This window comes from Flavobacterium sp., from assembly GCF_031411595.1.
In the GTDB taxonomy this organism is placed as follows: Bacteria; Bacteroidota; Bacteroidia; order Flavobacteriales; family Flavobacteriaceae; genus Flavobacterium.
In genome coordinates this window covers 24,841-51,160 of record NZ_JANOBI010000044.1, presented here as the reverse complement: position 1 = coordinate 51,160, position 26,320 = coordinate 24,841, and the positions used below count along the sequence as shown (strand labels likewise).

The 26,320-nt window shown below is 38.0% G+C and carries 24 protein-coding genes and 1 pseudogene; 9 read left to right on the top strand and 16 right to left on the bottom strand.

The window, feature by feature from the left end; genetic code table 11:
* Positions 1-52: 52 nt before the first annotated feature.
* From RMO03_RS10615 to RMO03_RS10605, 3 genes are read right to left on the bottom strand one after another with little or no spacing between them, the layout of a single operon-like run.
* Positions 53-817, bottom strand: a complete 765-nt coding sequence (locus RMO03_RS10615) for a TIGR02757 family protein (RefSeq protein ID WP_309642078.1) — start codon at positions 815-817, stop codon at positions 53-55.
* Positions 814-2,493 (bottom strand): LIC_10190 family membrane protein, encoded by a 1,680-nt coding sequence (locus tag RMO03_RS10610; RefSeq protein WP_409024917.1) that lies wholly within the window; start codon positions 2,491-2,493, stop codon positions 814-816. Before RMO03_RS10610 ends, RMO03_RS10615 begins: the two co-directional genes overlap by 4 nt.
* A gap of 5 nt (positions 2,494-2,498) precedes the next feature.
* Positions 2,499-3,161: an ABC transporter ATP-binding protein gene (locus RMO03_RS10605; protein WP_309642076.1), complete on the bottom strand. Its 663-nt coding sequence runs from the start codon at positions 3,159-3,161 to the stop codon at positions 2,499-2,501.
* A gap of 251 nt (positions 3,162-3,412) precedes the next feature.
* Here RMO03_RS10605 and folE point away from each other — a divergent pair, with 251 nt between their 5' ends.
* Positions 3,413-4,084, top strand: a complete 672-nt coding sequence (gene folE / locus RMO03_RS10600; RefSeq protein ID WP_309642075.1) for a GTP cyclohydrolase I FolE — start codon at positions 3,413-3,415, stop codon at positions 4,082-4,084.
* A gap of 36 nt (positions 4,085-4,120) precedes the next feature.
* Here folE and RMO03_RS10595 read toward each other — a convergent pair whose 3' ends face one another.
* The 7 genes from RMO03_RS10595 to RMO03_RS10565 all read right to left on the bottom strand — a co-directional run bounded on the left by RMO03_RS10595 (position 4,121) and on the right by RMO03_RS10565 (position 10,693).
* Entirely contained in the window at positions 4,121-4,438 is a 318-nt protein-coding gene (locus RMO03_RS10595) for a DUF6787 family protein (protein ID WP_309642074.1), read from the bottom strand.
* Positions 4,439-4,476: 38 nt separating this feature from the next.
* Positions 4,477-4,884, bottom strand: coding sequence for a DUF6146 family protein (locus RMO03_RS10590; protein WP_309642073.1), 408 nt, complete (start codon positions 4,882-4,884; stop codon positions 4,477-4,479).
* A gap of 114 nt (positions 4,885-4,998) precedes the next feature.
* The gene (locus tag RMO03_RS10585) at positions 4,999-5,556 is read right to left on the bottom strand and encodes a hypothetical protein (RefSeq protein ID WP_309642072.1); all 558 of its coding nucleotides are present in this window, start codon (positions 5,554-5,556) and stop codon (positions 4,999-5,001) included.
* Positions 5,557-5,795: 239 nt separating this feature from the next.
* Positions 5,796-6,758 carry a D-2-hydroxyacid dehydrogenase gene (locus tag RMO03_RS10580; protein ID WP_309642071.1) on the bottom strand — a complete coding sequence of 321 codons (963 nt, stop codon included), beginning with the start codon at positions 6,756-6,758 and terminating at the stop codon, positions 5,796-5,798.
* A gap of 206 nt (positions 6,759-6,964) precedes the next feature.
* On the bottom strand, positions 6,965-8,050 hold the full coding sequence (gene serC / locus RMO03_RS10575) for a 3-phosphoserine/phosphohydroxythreonine transaminase (protein ID WP_309642110.1): 1,086 nt from the start codon (positions 8,048-8,050) through the stop codon (positions 6,965-6,967).
* A 129-nt stretch (positions 8,051-8,179) separates the two neighbouring features.
* The gene (locus tag RMO03_RS10570) at positions 8,180-9,601 is read right to left on the bottom strand and encodes a T9SS type A sorting domain-containing protein (RefSeq protein ID WP_309642070.1); all 1,422 of its coding nucleotides are present in this window, start codon (positions 9,599-9,601) and stop codon (positions 8,180-8,182) included.
* 33 nt (positions 9,602-9,634) lie between these two features.
* Entirely contained in the window at positions 9,635-10,693 is a 1,059-nt protein-coding gene (locus tag RMO03_RS10565) for an acyl-CoA reductase (RefSeq protein WP_309642069.1), read from the bottom strand.
* Between the two features lie 139 nt (positions 10,694-10,832).
* On the opposite strand from RMO03_RS10565, the gene RMO03_RS10560 reads away from it, so the two are divergent.
* The 8 genes and pseudogenes from RMO03_RS10560 to RMO03_RS10525 all read left to right on the top strand — a co-directional run bounded on the left by RMO03_RS10560 (position 10,833) and on the right by RMO03_RS10525 (position 22,504).
* Entirely contained in the window at positions 10,833-11,183 is a 351-nt protein-coding gene (locus RMO03_RS10560; RefSeq protein ID WP_309642068.1) for a 4Fe-4S dicluster domain-containing protein, read from the top strand.
* 134 nt (positions 11,184-11,317) lie between these two features.
* Positions 11,318-12,487, top strand: a complete 1,170-nt coding sequence (locus RMO03_RS10555; RefSeq protein WP_309642067.1) for a hypothetical protein — start codon at positions 11,318-11,320, stop codon at positions 12,485-12,487.
* A gap of 181 nt (positions 12,488-12,668) precedes the next feature.
* Complete coding sequence (ychF, locus tag RMO03_RS10550; protein ID WP_309642066.1) at positions 12,669-13,763, top strand: redox-regulated ATPase YchF; 1,095 nt, start codon at positions 12,669-12,671, stop codon at positions 13,761-13,763.
* A 159-nt stretch (positions 13,764-13,922) separates the two neighbouring features.
* Positions 13,923-15,440, top strand: coding sequence for an ATP-binding protein (locus RMO03_RS10545; RefSeq protein WP_309642065.1), 1,518 nt, complete (start codon positions 13,923-13,925; stop codon positions 15,438-15,440).
* A 392-nt stretch (positions 15,441-15,832) separates the two neighbouring features.
* A pseudogene (locus tag RMO03_RS10540) lies at positions 15,833-16,509 on the top strand (porin family protein).
* A gap of 84 nt (positions 16,510-16,593) precedes the next feature.
* Entirely contained in the window at positions 16,594-17,583 is a 990-nt protein-coding gene (locus RMO03_RS10535; protein WP_309642064.1) for a transglutaminase domain-containing protein, read from the top strand.
* A gap of 216 nt (positions 17,584-17,799) precedes the next feature.
* Positions 17,800-19,662, top strand: a complete 1,863-nt coding sequence (locus tag RMO03_RS10530; protein WP_309642063.1) for a DNA topoisomerase IV subunit B — start codon at positions 17,800-17,802, stop codon at positions 19,660-19,662.
* Between the two features lie 142 nt (positions 19,663-19,804).
* Positions 19,805-22,504 (top strand): DNA gyrase/topoisomerase IV subunit A, encoded by a 2,700-nt coding sequence (locus RMO03_RS10525; RefSeq protein ID WP_309642062.1) that lies wholly within the window; start codon positions 19,805-19,807, stop codon positions 22,502-22,504.
* Between the two features lie 92 nt (positions 22,505-22,596).
* Here RMO03_RS10525 and RMO03_RS10520 read toward each other — a convergent pair whose 3' ends face one another.
* The 6 genes from RMO03_RS10520 to RMO03_RS10495 all read right to left on the bottom strand — a co-directional run bounded on the left by RMO03_RS10520 (position 22,597) and on the right by RMO03_RS10495 (position 26,269).
* Entirely contained in the window at positions 22,597-23,019 is a 423-nt protein-coding gene (locus RMO03_RS10520; RefSeq protein ID WP_309642061.1) for a YMGG-like glycine zipper-containing protein, read from the bottom strand.
* A gap of 274 nt (positions 23,020-23,293) precedes the next feature.
* The gene (locus tag RMO03_RS10515; protein ID WP_309642060.1) at positions 23,294-24,154 is read right to left on the bottom strand and encodes a TerC family protein; all 861 of its coding nucleotides are present in this window, start codon (positions 24,152-24,154) and stop codon (positions 23,294-23,296) included.
* 66 nt (positions 24,155-24,220) lie between these two features.
* The gene (locus RMO03_RS10510; protein ID WP_309642059.1) at positions 24,221-24,589 is read right to left on the bottom strand and encodes a DNA topoisomerase IV; all 369 of its coding nucleotides are present in this window, start codon (positions 24,587-24,589) and stop codon (positions 24,221-24,223) included.
* A 169-nt stretch (positions 24,590-24,758) separates the two neighbouring features.
* Entirely contained in the window at positions 24,759-25,331 is a 573-nt protein-coding gene (locus tag RMO03_RS10505) for a DUF1572 family protein (RefSeq protein WP_309642058.1), read from the bottom strand.
* Between the two features lie 135 nt (positions 25,332-25,466).
* The gene (locus RMO03_RS10500) at positions 25,467-26,039 is read right to left on the bottom strand and encodes a pentapeptide repeat-containing protein (RefSeq protein ID WP_309642057.1); all 573 of its coding nucleotides are present in this window, start codon (positions 26,037-26,039) and stop codon (positions 25,467-25,469) included.
* Entirely contained in the window at positions 26,039-26,269 is a 231-nt protein-coding gene (locus tag RMO03_RS10495) for a DUF6095 family protein (RefSeq protein ID WP_309642056.1), read from the bottom strand. The genes RMO03_RS10500 and RMO03_RS10495 overlap by 1 nt, the downstream gene beginning before the upstream one ends.
* Positions 26,270-26,320: the final 51 nt, after the last annotated feature.

The window sequence follows — 26,320 nt, the reverse complement described above, 5'->3', positions numbered from 1 at the left end:
ATCTAATATGCTTTTTTTTAATTTTTTGATAATTAGACTGCTATGAAAAAAATTAAAATCCTTCAAAAACACCCAAGCCAAATAAGGCAAAATCGTATTTTACGGGATCAGTTGCGTCGAAGATTCTGAGGTTGGCATCGAGTTCTGATAGCGCTTTAGCATCGTTTTGTGTTCGGGTTAGCAATCCTAATTTTCGAGCTACATTTCCGGAATGAACATCCAATGGACAAGATAACTTTGCGGGTGCAATATTTTTCCAAATGCCCAAATCAACGCCTTTGTTGTCTTGGCGAATCATCCAGCGCAAATACATGTTGATGCGTTTTGCTGCGGAATTATTGAGCGGATCTGAAATGTGTTTTTGGGTTCGACTCGGGTGGTCGATTTCGAAAAATAGTTTTTTAAATTGATGAATGCTTTGCTGTAGACTATGATCCTCCTGATGCAAAGTAAAGACATTTTCTAAGCCATGATGATTTTTATAAATGTGCTGCAATCCTTTGATGAATGAAGTGAAATCAACACTGTTGAATGTGCGATGCACAAAGTTTTCCAACCGTTCTATGTCGTTTTCTGTATGCGACATCACAAAATCGAATGGCGTATTTCCCATCAATGCCATCATTTTATGCGCATTTTGAATGATCATTTTTCGATTGCCCCAAGCAATGGTTGCTGTTAAAAACCCAGCGATTTCGATATCTTCTTTTGAAGTAAACAAATGTGGAATTTGTATCGGATCACTTTCGATAAATTGCGGATTGTTGTACTGTTCGACTTTCTCCTCTAAAAATAAATGCAATTCAGATTTTGTCATGGTGTTTTCTGGGCGTAAAATCCGTCTTGAATTTCAGAGGTTCTTGGTTGTGGAATGTAATGTAGTTTTTTCTTGAAATATTCTATTTGTTTCGTATTCACACAAGGCAATCGTCCATCGCCTGTGGCCCAAATATAAACGGTTGAATCAGGTGAAAAATAGTGCAAATTCCCAATCGTATTTTGTTGATACTTGGTTTTTAAATTTGAATTTTCATTTGGGTAAATCAATCGATTCAAAGAAAAAGACTGCTTGTTGAAGGTTAATTTTTGTTGGTGTTGCCCGAATTTTGGAGGCAATATTAAAAAGAAAAATACCAATATAAACGAACTGAATAATGCAATATAAAAGGTTTTCTCGTCATTCATAAAAACAGAAAGCAACATCAAACCAAACAGCAATACAGACGGAATCATGAATCGATATTGTGGCGAAGTACACCATAAAAAAAGAAATTGTAAAACCATAGTACCATACAATATCCAATAGTTTTTTTGATTGAAAAAGCGTTTTAAAAAGTAGGGAATGAGCACCATTAAAGTCACAATAAAACCATTATAAACGCTACTATTCATCCATTTTAAAAAGATTTGAAACGCATTCGATTGCGCATAATCTTTACTCGAAATAAAAAAATCATAGCATTTCATTTGATTGAATGAAAAATCATAAAACGATATTGGAATGCTATAATCAACATGGGAGTAATTTTTGAATAGGAGCGAAGGGAACAAAGGATAACCGGTTAAAATGGTGTTTTTAATGATGAATACAATGAAGACCAAAAGCCCAACGACCAAACTCAACGTTATTTTAGCATTCATTTTTTTGAAATGCATGCCTAAATAAAGTAACGGTAAAAGCATCAATGGCAATGCCGTAATTTTAATGTAGATTATAAAAACAGCTATTATAAACAGTACATTAATAGTTTCCATCTCGTTTTCATCTCGCTGTTTTATGAAGTAATAAAAGAGCAACAACGATAGCATTATAACCGCTAAATCCGGCGAAGGAACACTGCAAAAAGGAAACAAAACCACATTCATAATGGGCAATAATCCAATCCATAAATGCCATCGATTTCGGGTTTTGAAATAGTCATTCAATTGGAAAATCGCAAACAAATTACCGAGCAACAAACAAAATCCATTCAGATGATTCCAATGATTCGATACATAAGAAAACGAAAAAGCACTTTGCAAAATATGCCAACCACTCGTTTGTGCTAAGAAAAGATGCAAGTTCGCCAAACCTTTCACAAAGCCATATTCGTTGAGCCATTGGATCGTTTGGATGTAGTAGGTTTCGTTATCGATGAAGTTCGAATTCGATACGGAATGAATTAGCGTAAAAAGTAAAATGACACCAAATATGATTTTTAACTTGCCTGCTAAACTTTTGATTTGATTCCAAAACGATTCGTAAACAGCATACCATTCTTTTTTAAACACCACAATAATGAAGCATTGTAATGCTGTCAAAAAAAGTTGAAACTCAACATTAATTCTTCCAAAAATGGCCCAAATGCTGGCTAATATTGTTGTGGCAAACATTCCAAAAACCATTAGAAAAATGTGGTCCTTCGGTTTTATTCGCGCCATTTTTTGGAAACCAAAACCTATATTTAAAAAAGTAAATCCAAGATAGCTCCAATACAATAGTAGCAGTAACATGATGATTATACGGAGATTTGTCCATCGACCATGGTCAATTTTCGGTCGGCCATATTGGCTAAGGTTTCGTTGTGCGTGACAATCACAAAAGTCTGTTTGAATTTATCACGCAAATCAAAAAACAACTGGTGTAGGTTTTCGGCCGCAGCGGTATCTAAATTTCCTGAAGGTTCATCTGCAAAAATAATTGCAGGCTTATTGATTAAAGCTCTGGCCACGGCAACACGCTGTTGTTCACCACCCGAAAGTGCATTGGGTTTGTGGTGGATTCGATCTGACAAACCAAGATATTCCAATAGTTCTTTAGCTTCGATTTCAGTGGCTGCTTTATTTTTTTTGGCAATTAAAGCTGGAATGCAAACATTTTCCAACGCTGTGAATTCGGGTAACAATTGGTGAAATTGAAAAATAAAACCCAAATGTAAATTTCTAAACTTCGATAAATTTTTGTCATTCATCTTGAGAACATCTTCTCCATGAATCACAAGTTCTGTCTCAGAATTGATTGACGGGCGATCTAAAGTGCCTAAAATTTGAAGTAACGTTGTTTTCCCAGCACCGGATGCTCCGACTATGGATACGATTTGACTTTCCTCAATATGCAAATCAACGCCTTTCAAAACTTGAAGTTGGTCGTAGGATTTGAATATATTTTTCGCTGAAATCATTTCGGAATTGGTTTACGCAAAGAAACAAATTTTTCAGAATTATACTTCAAGTTTACTCATTAATAAAAGTTTTAACGGACTATAGTTTTCAGTGATGCTGTCGTAAGTAATAAATATTAATTAAAATTACTTTTGTCTAACATTTAATTATTTTTGTTGAACAAAATTAACACATCGCAATAACTCGAATATCAATTGAGGTTTACGAAACAACTTTAGAAGTATTGCAGTAAATAAAATATAAAAATACCATGAGCACATTAAGCGAAAAAGAATTATTTGAAATTTTGGGTGATGAACATCAGACGAATTCTGCTGAAACACCATTGAGATCGGATGCTTTTCTAAAATCTGATGAAGAAAAAAAACAAGTCATAGAAAAGCACTTTCAATTCATTATGGAAGCATTAGGTCTAGATATGACTGATGATAGTTTGAAAGGAACGCCGCATCGTGTGGCAAAAATGTTCGTGGAAGAAATTTTTGGAGGATTAAATCCCAAGAACAAACCTAAACTATCAGTTTTTGAGAACAGTTATCATTATGATAAAATGTTGGTTGAAGCCAATATTACTTTCAACTCTACTTGCGAGCATCATTTTCTACCCATAATCGGTAAAGCGCACATAGGTTATGTTTCGAGTGGTAAAGTAATCGGATTGTCAAAATTGAATCGAATTGTTGATTATTATGCGCGACGACCTCAAGTGCAAGAACGTCTGGTAATGCAAATTTTCAACGAATTGAAATCGGCGCTAAACACCGAGAATGTCATAATAGCTATTGAAGCAACGCATTTGTGTGTGTCGAGCCGTGGTATAAAAGATGCGTCGAGTTATACTTCTACGATTCAGTATGGTGGTATTTTTAATGAAAAAGAAAATCGAAATGATTTTTTTAATTTATTGAAAAGCGACAAATAGATTTCTCAAAAAAACCTTTCTAAATGGAAGGTTTTTTTATGGGTTGTCGGTTTCTTTCGGAAGCAAAAAGCCCAACTTCATACTGCGCAACATTTTCTTTTCAAAAGCCCAGAAGAATTTAAATTGACCAAACAAAAAACCAATGCCCACCAAAAGAATTTGATAAATGGGAAAAATCATCAGCAATCGAATCGGCGTAAACCAAAAACCTAAATCAGCTTTAGTAATGCCAAGCCAAACACAAAAAGGCTTCGACAACCAAGCCGACGCAGAACCGGTAACAGCAAAGACAATGATGATGATGGTCAATTGGAAATTGGATTGAATTCCCCATCGTTGTTTGAAATTGGCCATAGGTTAAAAATTGACTGCAAATATAAGTGAGAAATGTATCATAATCGCTGTTTGTATCGACTTTGGAAATACATAAAATAATGATACAATAAATAGTTTACTTCATAGCCATAATGGATGGAACTAAAATAATCGATACGCATTTCATATAAGCTTGGATCGTAACTATACGGCTGTGCTACACGATTGTTCCATTGGGTTGCAAATCTCTGATTGTGATTTTCTAAGTATTGAAGCGAATAATACGAACGGGGTTTTTGAGTGGCAAGCCAAGCATTAAAACCGGGCTCAATAATGATGATTTCATATTCTAGCGAATCATTGGCAATGCGCACTGTATCTTTCTCGATTGCCGCTTCTGAAATTCTTTTGGCGACAAGCGGTTTGGTCTGCGAACAACAACAGATGACCAATATTACGGCGAGTGCCAATAGCAAATTTTTCATTTCAAATACTTTGCATAAAGTTATGGAAAGCAATTTTTATACAGACGAGAGTTGTATTATTTAACAAATCAAAGCCAAGCGATTCCTATGTCTTTCCATACTTCTTTATGTATACTACTTCCCGAAAAGTTTTCCAAACAAACCGCCCAGTCCACCTTTTTTAGTTACAGCAGCCATCGCATCGCTCATGTCCACTTTGCCATCGGCATTCTGGTCTAAACCCAATTGACCACCATATTTAGAAACCGCATCCATCAATCCCGAATTGCCATTGCCTCCTGAAATCGCATTGACCAAATCAGAAACTTCAAAACCTTTGTGATTCGGATCTTTTGCGTTTCCTACCAACGAACCCAATACTTTCGGAATCAGACTGCCGGCAACACCTGAAGCATCATCGCTGCTCATACCGAATTTTTGACCTAAGTTTCCCGACAATTGTTCGGTTAGTTTTTGAACCACAGGATTCGAAGCATCGCTCGCATTATTGCCTTCAAACAATCCGGCTAAATCCGAAACATTGCCTTGAGCCACCATGTTTTTTAAACCATCAAGAATAGAGTTGCTGGCTTCATTCATCACAGCTTCATTATGCTCGTTGGGCACAGCGTCATTTTTTACGACAGCATCCTGACCAAACTGTTGTACTAATTGCGTTAGTTGTTCAAACATTGTTTTGCGTTTTAAGGTTGATAATCAAAGTTAATAAAAAACAACAGCGATTTTGAAGTGTTTGATATTTAATTTTTTATCTCGCAAAGACGCAAAGGCGCAAAGAAAATATAGGTTCAACTTTGCGACTCTGCGTCTTTGCGAGCAAAAAAAAAGCCAAGCAATAAAGCTCAGCTTTCAATATTATAAAAAGACATCAGCGTAAATCTGTGAAATCCGCCTTATTCGTGTGCAAAAAACTACACTTTCTCCGATTTCAGCAAACCAATAATCTGCTCCGCCAATTCGGTTCCGATTCTATCCTGAGCTTCCAAGGTAGCAGCACCAATATGTGGCGTCAACGAAATTTTAGGATGCATTAATATTTTAATTTCGGGTGTTGGCTCGTTTTCAAAAACATCCAAACCGGCAAACAACACTTTATTCGCATCCAAAGCTTCAATCAAAGCCACTTCATCAATCACACCACCACGCGAACAATTAATAATTCCAACACCATCTTTCATAGCAGCAATTTCCGCAGCACCAATCACATAACCGTCCTGAGCAGGAACGTGCAACGTAATAAAATCGGAGTGTCGCAACAAATCTTCCATCGGTTCCGTTACAATATCCACATTGATAAATTGATTGTTGTAAAAATCCACTCGAATCTCAGCATTGTCTACATATTTATCAGCGGCAATTACTTTCATGCCCAACCCTAAAGCCATTTTAGCCGTCGCTTGACCGATGCGTCCGAAACCGATAATGCCTAAAGTTTTACCGCGCAATTCAATGCCGTTCGCATACGCTTTTTTCAAACCATCGAAATTCGAATCACCTTCCAACGGCATGTTTCTATTCGAATCTTGCAAGAAACGAACGCCTGTAAACAAATGTGCAAACACCAATTCCGCCACACTTTCCGAAGAAGAAGCCGGCGTATTGATTACATGAATCCCTTTCGAACGCGCATACTCCACATCAATATTATCCATACCAACACCGCCACGACCTATAATTTTAAGTCCCGGACACGCATCAATAATATCTTTTCGCACTTTCGTAGCACTGCGCACCAAAACCACACGAATGTTGTTCGCATTCACATAATTGGCAATCTGTTCTTGTGCCACTTTCGCGGTAATCACTTCAAATCCACCTTGTTCTAAAGCTTTAATGCCGCTTTCAGAAATTCCATCGTTGGCTAATATCTTCATTTTTTTTTGAGTTGCTGAGGTTCTTAGTTGCTGAGGTTCTGAGTTTTTTCGCAGGTACTTTGCAACTTTTCGCTCAATTATCGTATTTTTTTTAGGAGCTGTTTCCCGCTATCATTCCAATCTTGTCATTGCGAGCTTGCGCGGGAATCTCCCAATGCCAAGGATTTTCCCTTCTATCGGGGCTAGGGCATCCGATTAATTATCAATTAAAATTTTGTTCCAGAAACTTTTTTCTCAAAATCCTGCATTACATCCACTAAAACCTGCACACTTTCAATTGGTAAAGCATTATACATCGAAGCTCTATAACCGCCCACCGAACGATGTCCGGTAATACCTGAGATTCCAGCTTCTTTCCACAAAGCATCAAAAACAGGCGTATGTGCTTCATCTTCCAAAAGAAAAGTTGCGTTCATATTGCTGCGATCTTCTTGGTTTACAGTTCCTATAAAATACGGATTGCGGTCAATTTCAGTATATAACAATGCCGCTTTGGCGTTGTTTTCTATTTCAATAGCAGCAACACCGCCTTTTTCTTTAAGCCATTGCATGGTTAATAACGAAACATAAATCGGGAAAACCGGCGGCGTATTATACATACTTTCGGCTTTAATGTGTTTTTGATAATCTAAGATCGAAGGAAGGGAACGGCCTGTTTTTCCAAGAATTGACTCTTTGACAACCACCAAAGTAGTTCCCGCTGGACCCATATTTTTCTGAGCACCCGCATAAATTAAATCGAATTGTGTAAAGTCAATTACCCTTGAAAAAATATCCGAACTCATATCACAAACCAAAGGAATATCGGTTTTTGGAAAACTTTTCATTTGCGTTCCAAAAATGGTATTGTTGCTCGTGCAGTGAAAATAATCCGCATCAGTCGGAATCACATAATCTTTTGGAATGTGTGTATAATTGTCATTTTTTGATGAAGCTACAATAACCGTTTCTCCAAAAGCTTTGGCTTCTGTAATGGCATTGTTTGCCCAAGTTCCGGTGTCTAAATAAGCGGCTTTACCATCAACTTTCATCAAATTGTAAGGCACCATCAAAAATTCTAAACTCGCGCCACTGCTTAAAAACAAAGCTTGGTACCCTTTTCCGGTCAATCCCAATAAGTCTAAAGCTAAAGCTCTGGCCTCGTCCATCACGGCAATAAAATCTTTGCTTCGGTGTGAAATCTCTAAAATCGATAAACCCGAGTGATTAAAATCTAAAATTGCAGCTGCCGATTTCTCAAAAACTTCTTGAGGTAAAATGCACGGACCGGCACTATAGTTATGCTTTTTCATGGTATCTGTTATCATAGTCGAAAAAATTAAGTCGCAAATTTCGGGAATAGGGTTGTAATAACCGAGTTTATTTCGATTTTATTCATGAGATTTATCAACAAAAACGATGTAGTTAAAAACTTAAAGTGACTAGTTTTTAATTATTTTGAAAGTTTCTTCGGTATGATTCTGATAATATACTTTCAAAAAGTAAATGCCTTGGGCGTATTTCTCCAAAGAAATTTGATTTGAATTTTGGTCTGTTAACAACAAACTTCCCGCAACATTATAAACTTCAGTTTTGACAATATCAACCAAAGTATTATTCCAAACATAAACAATATCAGGCGTTGGATTCGGATATACGCTGCTTGATTTTTTTTCAAAATCATTCGTTTCTAAAGTGGCCATGTCTAAATAATAAGCTTTTCCCAAAAGTGTTGACGGCCCTTCTTTTGGCGCACCAATGACAATGGCATTACCTTGACTGGCTATAGCACTTCCGAAATAATCATCCAGACCGGTTGGTCCGGTGCCGTGAATTGTAAATTGTGGATTCCAATAATTGCCGTTTCTTTTGAAAATACGTAAAGGAAAATTTCTTTCGGCTTGCAAAGTATATTTCGTCGAGCCAAGAAACATGGTGTTGTTGTTGACTTTTATTTTTGTCATAGCGTTGTCAGGGCCCATATCTAATGTTGATACACCAACCCAAGCAGCCCCGACTTTAGAGTAAAACTTGATGGAATTAACAACATTATTTGAACCAGTAGTAACGATGAAGAGTTCATTATTAGATAAGCTAAAATCATTATCGCCTTGCTGTGTATTCGACCAATAAAGTTGGTTTTCATATGTCCAATGCGTATTATTCCAAACATAAGTATACAAACTGTAATCTGAGGTTGTTCCGTTTGGGTTATCAAAAGCAATCACAATGGTGTTATTTTCAGCTTCCACTTTTTGCCCGAAATGTTTCGAAATAGCAACCGCTATCTTTTCAGAAAAAGTCCACTCTGTTCCGACTAAAGCGTACACATATACAGAACCATTGTCTGCATTGATGTCTTGCCCATCAGGTTCGTCACCAGCAGCGGAAATGAATAATTGGTTGTTGTAAACCTTCACAAAACTTCCAAAATTGTCATTAGTATTAGCATCAGTTGCGGTTATTTTTTGCATCAATTGATAAACACCATCCACTTTGTGGTATAAATATACAGCACCGGAATTTTCAAAATTGGCATCGTGGAACGGCGCACCAATCGCAATAAAATCATTGTGTATCGATATTGATGCTCCGAATTTATCAGAAATCAAAGCGTCGTCGGGATAAAAACTAGTGGTTTGCTGTAATGCGTTATCGATGGTATTAAAAAGATATACTTTCCCGACGCTGGCAGATTCTGAAAGCATTTCGGAATTACTTGAAACTAAAATTTCACTATTGAAAACATCTACTTTCGTCCCGAAATCAGTTCCGCTAGCATCACTATTTGGATAAAATGGAATTGGAGTTTGTGAAAAACCATGGTAAAAAAAGAAGATAAAAAGGAATGTAATTTTTTTCATGAGAAAGTAGTTTTCTCAAATGTAATTAAAAAATCACAGCTTGATAAGAAAGTCAATAGTATCAACATCATCCGCATAATCCCAAAGCTTAGGTTTTTGCGTCGTACCAAACGGAATACTGTTTTGTACCAAGTTATTCGAAACGATACATTGAATGATATCTTCATCAATTTTCAAACGATTTTCAACGGCTTCCAGGTTTTCATAAAATTCATAAAAAACACTCGAAATCGGTGAAGCATGGCTTTTATCTTCTTTAATTGTCAGAAATCCATTGTCGAGCAATTTGAAATTACTCATCAAAAAAACCGCTTTGTTATAATCGTAATTGTTCGCATATTTCTCATAATGAATAACGTCTTGATATTCAAAAATTGCTTCAAAAAATGGCGTAAAATCATAACCTTTCGGCACCAACAATTTCGAAACATTGCGACAACCCAAACCAAAATAACGGAAAATATCGTCACCCAAAGCCACCAATTGTTGTTTGGTTTCTTGACCATTCAAAACCGCAATCGAATTTCTAGATTTGCGAATGATACTCGGTTTGTCTTTAAAATAATATTCAAAATAACGCGCCGTATTGTTGCTTCCGGTGGCGATGACCGCATCGAAATTTTCGAGTTTTCCTTCGGCGAAAGTGATGTTGTTTTTCAATTCAGCATCAACGGCAATCAAATATTTCGCTAAAAAAGGCAACAAATGTTGGTCGTTCGAAGAGGTTTTTACAGCGACCGAATGCCCTGAAATCAACACTGAAAGAAAGTCATGAAAACCTACAAGCGGAATATTTCCCGCGAGAATTAAACCAATGGTTTTGGGTTTCACTTCCGCTAAATTATAAGCATCCAACCAAGTGTTTAAATTGTTTTCGGTCAAAGCTTCCGCCCAAGATTGAATCGCAAAATAAACTTGCTCCTGCGTATACCAACCGTTGTGCGATTGCGACAATTGAATCAAATCGATAAACGAATCAAAAAACAAATCGTTGTGTAAAACGCCTGCTTTTTTAACATTAGCTTGTTCAGAAAATTGACTTAAAAATTTCCCCAACGCGACAAAAGCTTTCTTTTTATCAATTTGTAACATTTGTTTACTTGTATATGAATAGATTTGATTGTAATTTTGCGCAAAAATAAGCAATAGATTTAGGATACCTGATTTTTGAATTAGTATTTTACACTTAATCCAAGAATCTAAAAATCCAGAAATCTAAAAATCTCAAATCATGGCTATTATAATCACAGACGAATGTATCAATTGTGGCGCTTGCGAACCCGAATGCCCGAATACCGCTATTTATGAAGGTGCTGATGATTGGCGTTATAAAGATGGTACAAAACTAAAAGGGAAAGTTGTTTTAGCAGATGGAACCGAAGTTGATTCTGATGCGGCTCAAACGCCAATTTCTGATGATATTTACTATATCGTTCCGAGCAAATGCACCGAATGTAAAGGCTTTCACGACGAACCACAGTGTGCTGCTGTTTGCCCTGTTGATTGTTGCGTGCCCGATGACAATCACGTAGAAAGTGAGGAGACCTTACTGAATCGACAGTCTTTCTTGCATAACGAATAATACCATATCCTGAATTTATTTCAGGATTTTTTTTGACAATTACGAAGAGATTTATATTTTTAGCTTAAATAATAATGCAGTTTGTCGATATATTCGATGAATTTTTCATTAGGTTTGTTAAAATTCTAAATTGTATGTTGCGAAACGTATTGTTGCTGTTTGTTTTGATTTCGGGCTTTCATGTGTTCTCACAAAGTGTTGAGAAAACAATCATTATTAAAGACCAAGATACCGATGTTGCTATTGAAGACGCTACGGTTTCGATACTCAAAACAAAACAAAATTTACTCAGCAACGTCGATGGTGTTGTTACTTTCGAACTCAACGGCGCTTCGAGCATTCAAATCAAACATCCATCGTACTTAGGAATTACGATTCGGTCGATTACACTTAAAGAAAAATCAACCATTATTTATCTGAAGAGCAATGTCAATGATTTGGATGAAATTCTTGTTTTCAAAAGCCATCCTCAAAAAATACTGGCTTCTTTAATAGAAAATTCGAAGAAACGACTTACCATTCCGGGGCGATTGAAAGTGTATTCTAGAGAATTTTTTAAGCTCAACGGCAATTACTCATACTATAATGATGGGTTGATGAATTTCCAGTTGCTTGATAAATCCAAGAAAATAAACGCGGTATTATTAGTCGAACAAAATCGCTCGAAAAGCTTAATCAATGAGAATATTTCCTCCGATCTATTGGGTTATAATTTGAATGATATTATGGAGAATTATTATAATTTCAAATACTTGAATCCATTGATGGAAGCCCAAGCGAGGAAGGAATATGAGTTCGTCATTAAAGTCTATTCTAAAAACAAAGAACTCAATATGATTACGGCAATTCCTAATGAAGATGCTACAGGTTTGCTCGACGATTTCTCGATTATATACGATCCACACAAAAAAATAATCATCGAGGTCAGTTCGGTGGTTTCGCCGATGGTATTGTCGAAAATGAAAGATAAAACCGGTAAAGGTTCTAGAAATATCAACCAATCTTCTTTTAAAACCATCTACAAACTTCAAAACAACAATTACTTTTTATTGTGTTCGAAAGAGGAAATAGGTTTTGAGAAAATTGAAAAAGATAACAACAAAGAAATTCAAGTACGGAATTACTTTTTAACGACCAATTTCAGTACACAGAATTATGTCTATAAAGACAGCGAAGTCTATAAAGACAAAACCCTCTACAACAAAAAAGATGTCATTCTAACCGATTACTGGAACGAATCCGGACTCACTGCAACCGATGAGGAACAGAAAATCCTCAGCACTATTGAAGAAGAACAAAATTAATAAAGTTTCTACACGGATTGCACGGATTTGCACAGATTAATCCACGTAAATCCGTGCAATCCGTGTTAAATAAAAATCATCCTTTTCAATGCTTTCAAAAACAATTTTAAAGCTTATATTTGCACACTTTTTCAAATAAAATAATCACGGTCAACGCCAAGTTTTCCGTTAACTCAAGCATATGAAAGCAGGAATTGTAGGATTGCCCAACGTAGGAAAATCAACGTTATTTAATTGTTTGTCGAATGCCAAAGCGCAAAGTGCCAACTTCCCTTTTTGTACCATCGAACCCAATATTGGCGTGGTCAATGTTCCTGATCCGAGAATCGAAAAATTAGAAGAATTGGTCAAACCCGAACGCGTTCAAATGGCTACTGTCGATATCGTTGATATTGCCGGACTCGTAAAAGGTGCGAGCAAAGGCGAAGGTTTGGGAAATCAATTCTTAGGCAATATCAGAGAATGTAATGCAATCATTCACGTGTTGCGTTGTTTCGATAACGACAATATTGTGCACGTTGATGGCAACGTCAATCCGATTCGCGACAAAGAGACTATCGATATCGAATTGCAATTGAAAGATTTGGAAAACGTTGAAAAACGCCTTGAGAAAGTCAACCGAGCCGCCAAAACCGGTAACAAAGAAGCACAAGTAGAAAAAGCTTTTCTAGACAGAATTCGCGAAGCTTTATTGCAAGCCAAATCCGCCAGAACTGTTTTGCCACAAAACAATGACGAAGAAGAATTGATGGAAAATTTCCAACTGATCACTTCAAAACCGGTATTATACGTTTGTAATGTTGATGAAGGTTCTGCTGTAAACGGAAACGCTTACGTTGATCAAATCCGCGAATTGGTTAAAGACGAAAATGCAGAAGTGATTGTATTGGCAGTCGGAACAGAAGCCGATATCACCGAACTGGAAACTTACGAAGAACGCAAAATGTTCCTCGAAGATTTAGGATTGCACGAACCAGGTTCATCCGTATTGATTCGTGCTGCTTACAAATTATTAAAGCAACAAACTTACTTCACCGCTGGTGTAAAAGAAGTTCGCGCTTGGACAATCAACATCGGAGCCACCGCACCACAAGCTGCCGGAGTGATTCATACCGATTTCGAAAAAGGATTCATCCGTGCCGAAGTAATTGCCTACGATGATTTCGTGTCATTCGGTTCAGAAGCCAAAGTAAAAGAAGCCGGAAAACTGCGCGTCGAAGGAAAAGAATATATCGTTAAAGATGGCGATGTAATGCATTTCCGATTCAACGTTTAACAAGCAACAATCAACGTTTTTTTATAAAATCAAAACCCGTAAAATATTTTGCGGGTTTTATTGTTTTTTAACTTTCGTTTCCTTTACTTTATACAACCCAAAACCCTCCGCCATAATTTCAATTGATATACCAATTGAGGTGGCGAAATATCCCATAGAATGAGTAATGCTCCCTTACATAACAAGCTCAAAATACAAATCGATACCTACTTGTCGGAAAAAGTTCTTGATAGCCTTCCCGAAGTTTCAAATTTTATTCAAGAAGTCAATCAAACCTACCTCAATCATGAGAAAGTTGCAAAATCGTCGAAGAAAACATCGCAACTCACCAAGAAAGAACTGATTGAAAGCAACGCCAAATTAAAAGATGAATTAGACAAAAAAGGCGTTTTTCAAAGCAAATTGGTCAATGCCATCCAACAGCTCAACGGCGACGGAAAAAGTATCAATCAAGAAGATAATCTCGAAGATCTACTCGATATTCTGCATAAAGAAATCAAACTTAAAAAGAAATTCCAAAAGCAATTGTTTACTTCCAAAGCCATAGCCGAAGAAGCCAATGAAGCCAAATCAGAATTTTTATCGACGATGAGCCACGAGATTCGAACGCCACTCAACGCGATCATTGGACTCATTTACATCATGGAAAAGGAAAATTCCCTTCAAAGTTTCCATGAAAACATCGAAGTACTCAAGCATTCCGCCCAGAATTTATTTTTATTAATCAACGACATACTCGACTTCAGTAAAATCGAAGCCGGTAGAGTCGATATCGAAAAAATTCCATTCAACATCGTACAACTCGTGCAGCAAATCGCCAAATCGATGGAAGCCCGAGCCTCCGAAAACCTCAATACGATTGAAGTCATCGTCGATCCCGATTTCGTACCCAACCTAATAAGCGATCCGTTGCGCATCAACCAAGTGATTACCAATTTGGTGTCGAACGCCGTCAAATTCACTTACGAAGGCAACATCCGAATCAAGCTCAAACAAATCGCCGTTCAAAGCAATTTCTCGACGTTTAAGATCGAAGTCATGGACAACGGTATCGGTATCGATAAAGATAAATTCCAATCCATTTTTCAGAAATTTTCACAAGCCGAAACCAAAACATCGCGACTCTACGGTGGCACCGGCCTTGGACTCGTAATCACCAAAAAACTCCTAAGTCTACTAGGCTCCGAGATCAAATTCGAAAGCGAAGTAGGCGTAGGTTCCAATTTCTTTTTCACCTTGCATTTGCCGATTGACATGAAACAAATTGGTGTGAATACCCACGATTTGCAAGAAGATTACAAAGAAGAAAACCTCAAAGGACTTAAAGTATTGCTCGTCGAAGACAACTTAATCAACATCAAAATCGCCCAAAAAATTATGGGGCAATGGGATGTTGAGGTCGACTTGGCGGAAAACGGACTCATAGGCATCGAAAAATTCAACGATAACACCTACGACGTCATTCTCATGGATCTTTCCATGCCCATCATGGACGGTTACGACGCTACAATCCATATCCGAAAAACCGACAAACTCATCCCGATTATTGCGCTCACAGCTTCGGCTTCGTTCGGTTATCTCGACCGCGCACTCCAAATCGGAATCAACGAATACATCATCAAACCGTTCAATCCCAAAGAACTCAACATGAAGTTGCGGAAGTATTATAATCCGTAATTTTACCGCAACATTCGCAAGGATTTACTTCGTCTGTTCGCTACGCTCGGGTCGCTAAGTCCGCCAAGTTTTTATGCTTTTAATTTTCTTTGTGTCCCTTGCGCAAATCTTTGCGCTCTTTGCGGTAAATTTTTTTTGGCCATTTCCGGCTATCCACTCCCAAGATTTTCACCAAAACACTTTTTTTGAAAGCCCCGAAAAGCGCTTCCTTTGGTCGCGTTTTCAAGCCAACAAAAAATAGCGTTTCAGCAAAAATGCTTTCCGCTGCTATCCGGGGCAGGCACCTATTCTCCAATTCCGCCTATCATCAATCTTAAAATCTTAGCGTCCTAAAATCTTACAATCCAAAAGAAATAATATCTTGCACCATATTAAAATCAATCCAAAACAAAATGAAAAAATCACTTCTGTTTCTATTTCTTATACTGTTTATTGCAACCCAAACCTTTTCACAACAACGTCAGCGATTCGGCATCAACGCTGGTGTAACCTATTCCGAATTTAGTGGCATGGATATGTTTACCATTAAATATAAGCACGGATTTGGATACATGGCAGGTGTTTCTTATGAATATTATTTTAATGATAATTTATCGCTTAAAACCAATTTGTCGTACGACAACAAAAGCAGTAAGGCAACTTCTGATATAGAATTAATCGATGGTGAAAGTGGTATGAGTGAAATTGCGCACCAGACCATTACGTATCACTATAATTATCTGACACTGCCTATTTAATCAAGTATGATTTTGTGGATGGTGCCGGTTTTTTTGTCAATGGCGGGCCATTCATTGGCTATTTGTTGAATTCGGGGTATACCTCTAAAGTTAATTCCAGCTATGACTTTCCAAACGATTCGGGATCTACGACAGATTATAATAATAAGTTGGATTTTGGACTCACTTTAGGCTTCGGTAAAGCATTTGAACTCAACGACGGCAGCAGTATCGTTGTTGAAATTCGCGACAATATTGGCTTCGCTAAAACTAATAAAAATGGTACTTATGATGGAAATAGCGTAAAATCCAATTCATTCAATCTAGTTTTAGGCTGGGCGTTTGATCTGTAATTCCCTCAGACAACATTCGCAATATAAAAATAGCTTTGCCGTTATCATCAGCATGGTTTTCATGACCAATTCCAATCCAAACCAATGAAAAAAAATATCCAGAACTTGATCACGGCGTGCTGTCTTTTGATAACATTCATTACGGGAACGAGCTATTCGCAATCCTACACAGCTGTCGATAATGCCATAGCCAATTACCCAAAATCTTTCGCATCACCAGAAAAACTAGCTGAGAAAATCAAAACCGATTTTGCTTCCGAAGAAGAAAAAGCCCGAGCCATTTTCACTTGGATGGCTTTGAATATTCACTACGATTTAAAGGCTTTTGAGTCACTATCTAGCAAGCCAAAAATGGCATACACATTTTCAAGTGAGGAAGAACGCATCAACAAAGAACAAAAATTTCGTCGCGATGGAGCGGCTACATTACTTCGAACCAAAAAAGGCGTTTGTCAGGATTATACCGCATTGTTTCATACACTTTGTGAACTCTGCGGACTCAAATGCATGACGATTGTCGGAACTTCCAAAACGGCTTTACCGCACATTGGTAAATTGCCAACCACGAGTGATCATGCTTGGAATGCCGTCAAAGTGGGCGAAACATGGCGTTTTATTGATGTGACTTGGGGCTCAGGAATGATGAACCTAGAAACCGGAAAAATGATGCAACAATTTAACGATGCTTATTTTTTTACACCACCCGGAATTTTCTTCCTAAATCATTTTCCCGATGATAAGCGGTATTTAATGACAGACAAAACCGCCGAAGACTTTGCCGCACTTCCTTTGTATTATGGCAGGTATTTAAAATCGGGCTATGAATTTCTAACTCCTGAAAAAGGCATATTTTCTATAAAAGAAACTGAAAACATTCCTTTGAGTATTGCTGATTTGCCTGAAAAAGATCAAGTGGCTTATGTTTTTAGTAACGATAATAAACCCAATTTGGTGACCTTGAAACGTGAAGGCAATGTGTCAACATTCAACATTCCGGTAACTAGAAGAAATCGTGGTTATCTTACGATTTATGTCAATAACGAATCTGTTGTGGCGTATAAAATCATTCCGTAAAAGTGATCAGTGGTCAGTTTTTTAGTGTTCAGGAAATCAACATCCAAACGACAACCTGAATACGATTTCGTCAAACCATTTTGATAGTCAACCAACAACTGTCAACCGACAACCGACAACCATTTTTCTGTCAATATCATCTTAATAACTTTACGTCGGACTGCTTTCGATTTTTGCTGATATAGCTTACATTAGCAACATTCGTTAAAACCTGCTATGTCCGAACAAAATCAATATACCGAAGACAATATTCGCTCGCTCGATTGGAAAGAACACATCCGCATGCGACCTGGAATGTATATCGGAAAACTCGGTGATGGTTCATCGCCAGATGACGGTATTTATATCCTGCTCAAAGAAGTCATCGACAACTGTATCGATGAGTTTGTGATGGGTTCCGGAAAAACCATCGAAGTCACCATTAAAGACAAAACCGTTTCCGTTCGCGATTACGGTCGAGGCATTCCGTTAGGAAAAGTCATCGATGTGGTTTCGAAAATGAATACTGGTGGAAAATACGATTCACTCGCGTTTAAGAAATCCGTTGGTTTGAATGGTGTAGGAACGAAAGCCGTCAATGCGCTATCGAATTATTTCCGTGTAGAATCGGTTCGCGACGACAAACAAAAAGCCGCTGAATTCAACGGTGGAAATTTGACGTTAGAGGAAGATATTATTGAAACCACCAAGCGAAAAGGAACTAAAGTTACTTTTATTCCTGACGAAGCCATCTTCAAAAATTACAAATTCCGAAACGAATATGTAATCAAAATGCTCAAGAATTATTGTTACCTGAATACAGGTTTAACGATTATTTACAACGGCGAAAAATTCTATTCCGATAACGGGTTAAAAGACTTGCTCGACGAAAATATCGCGGTTGAAGATATGGTGTATCCTATTATTCACTTGCTCGGCGACGATATCGAAATTGCCATTACGCACAGCAAATCGCAATACAGCGAAGAATACCATTCGTTTGTGAATGGTCAAAATACAACACAAGGTGGAACGCATTTGGTGGCTTTCCGCGAAGCGATTGTCAAAACGATTCGCGAATTTTACAACAAAGGTTTTGAGCCTTCTGATATTAGAAAATCAATCGTCAGTGCGATCAGTTTGAAAGTGATGGAACCGGTTTTCGAATCGCAAACTAAAACCAAATTGGGCTCGGCTGATATGGGTTCAGAAGCAGGAATGCCTTCGGTTCGAACGTTTGTCAATGATTTCATTAAAAACAAATTGGATAATTTCCTGCATAAAAATCCGGAAACCGCCGATTTGTTATTGCGTAAAATTTTGCAAGCCGAGCGTGAGCGTAAAGAATTGTCAGGCATTCGAAAACTCGCCAAAGACCGCGCGAAAAAATCGAGTTTGCACAACAAGAAATTAAGGGATTGCCGTGTGCATTTGTCCGATATAAAAAACCCAAGATATCTCGAAAGTACGTTGTTTATTACTGAAGGAGATTCGGCTTCGGGTTCGATTACGAAATCGCGTGATGTGAATACCCAAGCGGTTTTTAGTTTGCGTGGTAAGCCGTTGAACTCTTATGGCATGTCGAAGAAAATTGTGTATGAGAACGAAGAATTCAATTTATTGCAAGCCGCTTTAGATATTGAAGACGACATGGAAAACTTGCGTTACAACAACATTGTAATCGCTACCGATGCCGATGTCGACGGAATGCACATTCGTTTGTTGTTGATTACGTTTTTCTTGCAATTCTTTCCTGAATTAATCAAAGAAGGACATTTGTATATTTTGCAAACACCGCTGTTTCGCGTTAGAAATAAAAAAGAAACGATCTATTGTTATTCGGAAGAAGAACGCCGTGATGCGATTGAAAAACTCAAACCTAAACCTGAGATTACGCGATTCAAAGGACTTGGAGAAATTTCGCCTGATGAGTTCAAAAACTTTATTGGAGAAACCATCCGACTCGACCCGATTATGATGGATAAAAACACTTCGGTGGAGCAATTGCTGTCGTTTTATATGGGTAAAAACACACCCGACAGACAAGAGTTTATTATTAATAACCTCAAAGTGGAATTGGATGTAGTGGAAGCGAATTAAATTAATGATAACGGAATGTCCTAGCCCTGATAGAAGGGAAAATCCTTGACGTTGGGAGATTGCCGCGCAAGCTCGCAATGACAAGATTGGAATGATAGCAGGATTAGCTCCTAAAAAAAATACTGATCAATAATCAGCTTAAATGAAAGACGAAGAAGACGAAAACATCAATGATGATTCAGAGAATGATGCGCCAGAAGAAAATTCCAATGAGGAAGTTTCTGAAGAAGTAGCACCTTCGGGAGAACATCATTTCTACGAAAACGACGAAGACGCCAACGATACGATTACCAAAGTGACCGGCATGTATAAAGACTGGTTTTTGGATTATGCGTCGTATGTAATCCTCGAGCGCGCGGTTCCTGCGATTGAAGATGGTTTCAAACCTGTGCAACGTCGTATCATGCATTCGCTCAAAGAACTCGATGATGGTCGTTACAACAAAGTGGCGAATGTGGTTGGGCACACGATGCAATACCATCCGCATGGTGATCAAAGTATTGGCGATGCGATGGTGCAAATCGGTCAGAAAGAATTACTCATTGATTGTCAAGGAAACTGGGGGAACATACTCACGGGCGATGGTGCTGCGGCTTCGCGTTATATTGAAGCACGTTTGTCGAAATTTGCTTTGGAGGTTTTGTATTCTCCAAAGATTACCGATTGGGGTGTTTCTTATGATGGAAGACGTGCCGAGCCGAACAATCTTCCTGTAAAATTTCCGCTGCTTTTAGCGCAAGGTGCTGAAGGAATTGCGGTGGGTTTATCGACGAAAGTGTTGCCGCATAATTTTAATGAATTGATTGATGCGTCGATTAAAATATTAAAAGGAAAACCGTTTCAGATTTTTCCTGATTTTCAAACAGCCGGTATTGCGGATGTTTCGAATTATAATGATGGGTTGCGTGGCGGTCGTGTTCGCGTTCGTGCGAAGATTGGACAACTCGATAAGAATACTTTGGTGATTACGCAAATCCCGTTTTCGACCAACACGACAACTTTGATTGACAGTATTTTGAAAGCCAATGAAAAAGGCAAAATCAAAATCAAAAAAATAGAAGACAATACGGCTGCGGAAGTGGAGATTTTAATTCACTTATATCCCGGCGTTTCTCCAGACAAAACCATTGATGCACTGTTTGCTTTCACGGCTTGTGAAACTTCAGTAGCGCCTTTGGGTTGTGTGATTGAAGACAACAAACCGTTGTTCGTTGGTGTCTCTCATATGCTCAGAATTTCTACGGAACGCACGGTGCATTTGCTTCAAAGTGAACTTGAAATTCAATTAAGTGAACTCGAAGAACAATGGCATTTCCTTTCGCTCGAACGCATTTTCATTGAGAACAGAATCTACCGTTTGATTGAAGAAGAAACCACCAAAGAAGGTGTGATTGCTGCGATTGACGAAGGATTGAAACCTTTCATCAAACCTTTAAAAAGAGCGATTACCGAAGAAGATATTTTGCGCTTGACGGAAATCAAAATCATGCGTATTTCTAAATTCGACAGCAATAAAGCGCAAGACAAAATCGATGCTTTGGAAGGCGACATTGAGCAAGTGAAACATGATTTAGAACACTTGACTGATTTCGCGATTGCGTATTTTACAAAGCTTAAAGACAAATACGGCAAAGGCAGAGAACGCCAAACTGAACTCAGAATTTTCGACGATATTGAAGCGACGAAAGTGGTTTTGAGAAATACCAAATTGTATGTGAATCGCGAAGAAGGTTTCATCGGAACTGGACTCAAGAAAGACGAATATGTGACCGATTGCTCTGATATTGATGATGTGATTGTATTCCTGCGCGATGGCAATATGATGATTTGTAAAGTCGATGATAAGAAGTTTGTTGGAAAGGATATTATTCACGTGGCGATTTTCGATAAAAGCGATAAACGCACGATTTACAACATGATTTACCGCGATGGAAAATCGGGTCCGGCGTATATCAAACGATTTAATGTTTCGGGCGTTACCAGAGACAAATTATATGATTTGACGAATGAAACGAAAGGTTCTCAAACCTTATATTTTACCGTAAATCCGAACGGAGAAGCTGAAGTGGTTACGATTTTATTGCGTCAAGTGGGCAGCATCAAAAAACTCAAATGGGATTTAGATTTTGCGAGTATTGCGATTAAAGGCCGCGCTTCGAAGGGTAATCTCGTGACGAAATATCCGATTAAGAAAATCGAAATTAAAGAAAAAGGAATATCGACATTATTGCCGAGAAAAATTTGGTTCGACGATACGGTTCAAAAACTCAATACCGATGCACGAGGTGAATTGCTTGGTGAATTCCGTCCAAACGATAAAATCCTAGTCATTTCACAAACCGGGAAACTCAAAGTGATCATCCCCGAACTCACTACGCATTTCGATGAAGACATGGTCGTGTTAGAAAAATGGATTCCAAACAAACCGATTTCTGCGATTTATTATGATGGAGAAAAAGAGCGTTATTATGTGAAACGTTTTCTCGTGGAAACCGAAGGTAAAGAAGAAATTTTTATCACAGAACATCCAAATTCACAATTGGAAATTGTAGCTACCGATTATCGTCCGGTGGCGGAATTGGTGTTTAATAAAGTCAAAGGCGTTCAAAAAGAAAATCAAACCGTAGATCTCGAAGCATTTATTGCCGTTAAAGGTTTTAAAGCATTAGGCAATCAGTTGACAACAGACAAACTCAAACAAGTGAATTTGTTGGAACCGTTGCCATACGAAGCTCCCGAAGAAGTGGTTCCTGAAGAAATTGAAGTGACAGAAGAAACCGAAATGGAAGTTAATGATGAAGATATTCAATTGGATGACGATGGGCAGATTACGTTGTTTTAACCGCAGAGTTCGCTAAGAAAAAAATCGCAAAGGGCGCAAAGAAATTAATCTTTGCGCCCTTTGCGTTAAACTTTGTGTTCCTTGCGGTTAAATTATTTTTTCTTCTTAGAATCGATGATTGCACCTGTTCCAGCACCTACACCAGCTCCAGCTAATCCGCCGATTATCGCACCTTCAGCAGGGCGTTTTTTGTCAATGACTGCGCCAGCCACAGCACCAACTCCGGCACCAATAACAGCACCTTTTGCAGCACCGCTCCAACCTTTTCTTTTTTCAGTGACGGTTGTAGTGGTATGCGTCACTTGACTCGACGAGTGTTTCTGTTGTTGCACAATCGCTTGCATAGAATCGATTGATTTTTGTTTGGCGATTTCCATTTTTTGTTTGGTCAACACGACATTCATCGAATCGATAACCGCTTGTTTATCTTCTTCTACGACTTTGGCTTGATCGGCAGTTTGTTTACAAGAAAACAGACTCATGGCCAGCGATAACATTAGGACTACTTTTTTCATGATTTAGTGTTTTGAATTAACGGTGAAGATACACTAAATTCATGCTAAAGATTTATATATTTCCTTCTATTTGTTATAAAGTTTCAATGGTTTTCCAATAACCAAAACACTTTGCGTCTTCGCGTCTTTGCGAGCATATCATTTTAATTTCTCGCAAAGCCGCAAAGGCGCAAAAAAATAAACCGCAGATTTACAGATTATTGATTTTAATGTCAATTTTAATCTGTGAATCTGCGGTAAAATTATATATTATTGTGCTCTTTGCGGTTAATATTTAATCCAACAAATCCTGATCCTCCAATTTCTTATCCTTAATTTTATTATTGTGCAACTTCACCGGATTCTTAGATTTCTTGATTTTCAAATTCAAGAACTCAACAAACAACGAGAAGAAAATCGTAAAGTATAAATAGCCTTTCGGAATACTCGTCACTTCGCTATCACCAAAGAATTTAAAGTGCGCCAAATGTGAACCTTCAGCAATCAACATCACGCCAATCAAAATCAAAAACGACAATCCCAAAATCTGAATCGTCGGATGTTCATTGACAAATTTACTCACCGGCCCTGCAAAAATCATCATAATCAATATCGAAATCACCACCGCCAGAATCATAATTTCCAATGCGCCGGCATAACCAAATCCGCCTTCGTTAATGGGTTTCATACTGATCAATCCTACTGCCGTCAATATACTGTCGAATGAAAAAACCAAATTCAACACCGCAATCTGAATAATCGCATTCATCAACGAATTGCCCGCTTTGGCGTTGTCGCCATCTTCTTCACCTTCGAGTTTATGGTGAATTTCAGTCACACTTTTATACAACAAAAACAAACCACCACCGAAAATGATAATGCTCTGCCCAGTGATATGCGCCGAAAACCAACCCCAATCCAAAGCAATCAAAGTATCCTGCAAACTGAGCACCCAAGTGATGCCAAACAATAGTATAATCCGAAAAGCCATCGCCAAAAGCAATCCGATTCGTCGCGCTTTCGGTTGGTCTTTCGCTACCAATTTCCCAGATACAATCGACAGGAAAACAATATTGTCAATCCCAAGAATAATCTCCAAAAAAGTCAAAGTTAAAAGCGCCACCCAAGCATCTGGGGTTGAAAATATTTCAAACATAGTATAAAAGTTAATCAGTTTAATTCTTACAGTCCTAAAATCTTATAGTCTAACAATCTAATAATTTCAAATCTTTCTTGCGGTTCCGCGCTGTTTCGCATCATTTCCCACCGCTCCAAATTCAAAAGTATACGAATTTTTCGAAGTAGTCAAAATTTTTATCGTAATTGCCTTTTCTTCGGCCATCGATTTCGGATGCAACTGCTGCAGCACATACTCGCAATCATTCACCCAACGAATCGACGCCGTGTCGGTCTTGCCTTTATAAGTTTCAATTACGAGCGAATCGGTGCGAATCGAGGTTGTCGAGTGCTTCACGCCATTAATCGTAATCTCCGATCGGAACGTTCCGGTTTTAAAATCTTGGCAATTGCGTTCGGTGTTGTAGCACGAAATCAAAAGCAATAATACAGGCAAAAGTGTTATTTTCTTCATATTCTTTAGGAGCTGTTTCCGGCTATCTGCTACTATCTTTTTGTTTTTAAAGAAAAAACAAAAAGGATAACCACTGCTATCCGGGCTAGGCAATTGGTTAAACTTTGCGACTCTGCGTCTTTGCGAGCCATTAATTTTTTCTCGCAAATCCGCAGAGCCGCAAGAAATGCTATTGTTTCAATCGATTCAATTCATCATCCGTAAAATTCTTAATGCTTTTGTCCTTCGAAAACTTATCCGCATTATAACTGCTAGATGCATTTCTCGGAATCGACAAACTATCCCAAGCCCCGTGTTTCAATTGTTTCGCATAAAAAACAATCTGCCCAACATGATACGGATAATGCGCCAATTGTCGGTTGATTGCTTCCACGACCGTGTGCCCTTCATTGCGAATGTAGATGATTTCAGAAAGCTGGTTCGGTTGTAAACCATTCAAAGCGTTTAAAAAACAATCCCAACCATTGTCCCAAACTTGCATGACTGCTTCTTTCGAAGTTAAATCATTTTCAAATTCACCATCACGCTCGCGCCATTCTTTTTCGCCGTCGGTCGTCAGAAAGTCTGTCCAGCGTGAGAGCATATTGCCTGAAAGGTGTTTTACAATCGTGGCAATGCTGTTCCTATCTTCATTGACCATCACAAAAAGTTGTTCCGGTTCGAGTTGGTTGATGGCTTTTTCTCCTAACATTTTGTAATAGAGAAACTGCTTTTTGACACTGTCGAGATATGCTGCATTCATAATTTAAATTTTTTTACCGCAAGGATCGCTAAGTTTTTACTTCGTCAGTTCGCTACGCTCGGGTCGCAAAGTTCGCTAAGCTTTATTTAATTTTTGCGTTCATTGCGTTAATCTTTGTGAGCTTTGCGGTTAATCTTATTCAATTTTGATATCGTATTGTTCAAGCAATCCTAAAATGCCGATGGTAGAAAACTTGGCTTTCTTCATAGGATTGAATTGCGGATCTATTTTATAATTAAAAGCGGTTGTAAAATCAACAGCGGCCAATTGCGTGTCATTGAAAATCGCGTTTTCGAGATTGCAATGATCAAAAACTGACTGTGTCAAATTCGCATTGATAAAAGTAACTTCCTTTAACGAGCATGAAACAAATTTCGTTTTGGGCATTTTCTTGTTGGCGAACGAAGCGTAATCTAACGTACATTCATCAAAATCAACTTGAAACAAAAAGTCGTTGCAACTTTGAAATTGAATGCCGAGCAACTTACAATTCTTAAACGAAACATCTTGCAAACTCGTATTGCCCACTTGCATCATCGATAAATTGCAATCGATAAACTGACATTCCATAAATGTATTGTTCGAAAAATCGCTGTTCGAAAAATCACAGTTTTTAAACACACAACCTTCAAATTCTCGATTTTGAATTTTGGTCGCAATGGCGATGACTTTATCAAAAGTTTTGTGGATGTGAATCAGATCTTCCATTAGTCTTGGTTGCTGTCGAACATGCTTTTTACGATGGTTTGTACACCCTTAAACAACAAAAAAACACCGCCGAAACTGATGGCAATTCCGATGACTAAAACCAAATAATGCCAGCCGTTATTCTTGTTGATAAACGCATTGTATATCACAGATGGCCCAATAAATAGTAGGGGTAAAGCCCAAGCTAAATATTGAATCCCTTTACTTAAGACTTCTCGATCGGTTCCCATTTTTTTGATAACTTATAGTGGTAGTATATTGCAAAAATAAAACTTCCTGCC